The organism is Dietzia timorensis (assembly GCF_020742175.1).
GTDB classification, from domain to species: domain Bacteria; phylum Actinomycetota; class Actinomycetes; order Mycobacteriales; family Mycobacteriaceae; genus Dietzia; species Dietzia timorensis_A.
Map to the genome: position 1 here is coordinate 1 of NZ_DYXM01000158.1, position 3,501 is coordinate 3,501.

General features: G+C 66.5%; 3 protein-coding genes. 2 read left to right on the plus strand and 1 reads right to left on the minus strand.

The features are described from left to right. Positions 1-342: 342 nt before the first annotated feature. Positions 343-858 (minus strand): hypothetical protein, encoded by a 516-nt coding sequence (locus K8V11_RS08445; protein WP_303912718.1) that lies wholly within the window; start codon positions 856-858, stop codon positions 343-345. 764 nt (positions 859-1,622) lie between these two features. On the opposite strand from K8V11_RS08445, the gene K8V11_RS08450 reads away from it, so the two are divergent. Then, complete coding sequence (locus K8V11_RS08450; RefSeq protein ID WP_303912721.1) at positions 1,623-2,819, plus strand: hemin ABC transporter substrate-binding protein; 1,197 nt, start codon at positions 1,623-1,625, stop codon at positions 2,817-2,819. Then, a partial coding sequence (locus K8V11_RS08455) for an iron chelate uptake ABC transporter family permease subunit (RefSeq protein ID WP_303912724.1) occupies positions 2,816-3,501 on the plus strand: 686 nt, incomplete at its 3' end. The genes K8V11_RS08450 and K8V11_RS08455, both read left to right, overlap by 4 nt.

Consider the following 3,501-nt stretch of genomic DNA (forward strand, 5'->3'; position numbering starts at 1 on the left):
CCCACCGAGTCGCTGAAGAAGCTGGCGGCCGAGCAGGGCTGAGGCTGAGGCTGCGGCTGACGCGACAGACGGCGGCCGTCCCGGGAAGAAATTCCTGGGGCGGCCGCCTTTCGCATGTGCGCGCTGGTAGCCAGGCGAGGCCGCGCGGCTCAGCGCCCACCGTGGTGCTCATTACTGGCCGCCGAAGGGCTGGATTCGGGGCTCGCGTGTGGCTTGAAATCTAGGCAACATCAGCGCGATTTTGAGCAACATCAGTGAGTTCTAGGGGCCTGGAAACCTCGCTGATGTTGCCTAGAAACTCAGTCATGTTGCGTAGAAACCGTGTCTCTCGACCGCGCTGGGTCAGACGTCGGTGCGGCCTTGCCGACGCAGCATTTCAGCGATCCGTCTCAGAAGCGTCTGTGGGTCTCGGAGCATTCCCGCAGTGATCCGAAGGTCCAGCCATCCCTCGTCGAAGAGACGCGCTGTCACGTTGGAATCCCAGTCACGCTGCTCACGGTCTAGGTGGTGCTCGCCGTCGTAGTGCAGGGCAACCTTCTCCTCGCGGTAGGCGAGGTCGGCGGTGACGATATGGCTGCTGGCGGAGTCCGAGATCTCGACCTGGAGGTCGGGCATGGGTAGCGGCGAATCCTCAATGATCAGCCGAAGCCAGGTTTCTCGCGGAGAGCCTGCGCGATAGTCGCAATGCTCGAGAAGACCCATCGCTCGTTGGTAGTCGTGCAATCCCTTGGTCGTCCTCGCGTAGGTCTGTACTTCGGACACGGGCGTATTGGTGATGTTGCATACGGCGTCAATCGCCATCGTGGCTTTGAGGGGATCGTGCTGCCAGCGAGCTAGGTCGAGGGCGGTCCGGCTCACTGACGTGCATCGCATGCCGTGCTTGTCGACGATGTCTGACTCGGACAGCGGCTGGGGGAGTCTGTGGATTCGAATGCCCCGGGGCGATCGCGTGTGTCGGGGCACGTATAAATCCACCGCACGAAGCACTTCCGGGGATGAGGCTTGATGCTCTCCGTGGATGAGCGCCGCGGCAGCGCCGGCGAGAACCGCTCCACGGGGTGCCCACAGCCAAACGGCGCGCACGCGGGCGTAAGCGTCGAAGTCATGCCCAGTGGCCATGTAGATGCCGGGCAATACACGCGAGAATCGCGACCGAAGGGCGTGACTACCGATGATGCCGGCCTCGAGGGCGGCAGCACCGACGAATGGTCGGCCACTGAAAACCGCAGCGGCGAATGCGTCGGAATCGGCGATGGAGCGTGGGCGGGGTGGTGGCACACCATCACTGTGCGGGGTCAGGCGCTCCGATTGCACCCCTGGTCAGGGAAGTGTGGACAAAAATGACGACGATCCACATTCGGCAAATGGGGCCGATTTCGCGCCGGTGAGGGGAGTACCATCGGCCGGTTGCGAGGTAGGCCCGGGTGGGCTCGGGTGGTGAAAAAGTGCACGGTTTCCAACAGACGTAGCGGGTTGCGGAACGCGAAGAGCAGTGTGAGCGGCGCAACGATTTGGGGCGTAATCCGGGTGGGAAGTGCCGTGAACTGCGAAGTTATGAATTAGGCCAGCCTATCCAAGGGGAGGTTAGGCTTGCCTCATTTTAAAATGTTAGTGTTTCGCTCATGCTCAGACAGCGCACAGGTCCGGCACCGAAGTCGGGCGCTCGACGCGGACCCGCCCAACTCGGACACGACCGTGCAGGTAGGCCCCGCGTCGGTGGGTCGTTCGGCGTCCGTGGATCCTTCCGGGCGGCCGTTGCCGCTGCCCTTGCTTTCTCGTTGACCTCCTGCGGCGTCGCGGCCGGGTCGGGCGGGGACCTCGAGACCGTCTCCGGCATTCCCGTCGCCTCCGAGGTCGAGGCCATCGAGGACCCGCGCTCGTACCAGGGGCAGCTGTCGCTCGAGCTCGTCGACGACCCGGTCGAGCCCATCGCCGCCGACCCGGTTCCGCAGCTGCCGGCCGTGGTGACCGACAACCAGGGCACGCAGGTGGAGGTCACGGATGTCTCGCGCATCCTGCCGCTCGACATCTACGGAACGCTCTCGCGGATGGTGTACGAACTCGGATTGGGCGACAACGTCATCGGCCGCGACATCTCCTCGAGCTTTCCCGAGATCTCGGACCTGCCGCTGGTCACCACGGACGGGCATCAACTGAATGCGGAGTCGATCCTCGCGCTCAACCCGTCGGTGATCATCACCGATACCTCGCTTGGGCCGTGGGATGTGATTCTGCAGCTCCGGGATGCCGGTGTCCCCGTCGTCGTCGTCGACTCCCACCGCTCACCCGAGAACGTCGAGGCCCTCACCCAGACCGTCGGCGCGGCGTTGGGGTTGCCCGACGAGGGCCGCGAGCTCGGCGAGCGGACCCGCGCGCAGATCGTCGAGGCGCAGGAGGCGATCGCCACCATCACGCCAGAATCGCAGACGCAGCAGCTGCGGACCGTGTTCCTCTACGCCCGTGGAAGCGCCGGCGTGTACTACATGTTCGGGCAGGACTCCGGTGCCGACGAACTCATCACCGCGGCCGGCGGCTACGACGTGTCCTCCGAGGTCGGGTGGAAGGGCGCCAAGCCGGCCAACGACGAGGGGCTCATCGCGGCGCAGCCTGACGTGATCATCATGATGAACAAGGGGCTCGAGTCGGTCGGCGGCGTGGACGGGCTGCTCGAGAAATTCCCGGCCATGGCGCAGACGCCCGCCGGCGCGAACGAGCGCATCATCTCGATGAACGACGACCTCGTCCTGTCCTTCGGCACCCGCACCCCGGTCGTGCTCAACGCGCTCGCCGTGGCGCTCTACGCCCCCGACGCCCTGTGACGATCACCGAGGCGCGGCCGGCCAAAGGGGCCGGCGAGCCGGCAGGCGGGCAAGCAGGCGGGCGAGCCGGCGAGCGTGTTGGTAAGCGAGCCAACCGCGAACCAGGCGCTGCGAATCGCCTGCTCACGGGCGGTTTGCTGATTGCGGGGCTGCTGGTGGCGCTCGTGGTGCTCGCGGTGATTGCCGCCGCCTCCGGGCAGTTGTCGATCCCGCCGGCGGAGGTCGCGTCGGGATTCCTGCGGGGCCTCGGCCTCGACATGGGGCCCGCCGAGAGTCATCCGCGCGCCGACGCGACCCTGTGGAGCGTGCGGTTCCCGCGCGTGGCGATGGCGATCGTCGTGGGCGCGGCGCTGTCGGTGGCCGGCGCACTCATGCAGGGCGCGTTCGGCAATCCGCTCGCCGAGCCCAGCGTGGTGGGCGTGTCCGCCGGCGCGGCCGTGGGTGCCGCCTCCGCGATCGTCTTCGGCCTCACCGCCTTCGGCGCGTGGACGAGTGTGCTGTGCGCCTTCGTCGCCGGCATCATCACCACCGCCGCCGTCTACCTTTTCAGCCGTAGTAACGGCCGCACCGAGGTGGTGACGCTGGTGCTCACGGGCATCGCGGTCAATGCGGTGGCCGGCGCGGCGCTTGCGTTCCTCATGTTCCTCGGCGACACCCAGGCGCGCGAGGAGATCGTGTTCTG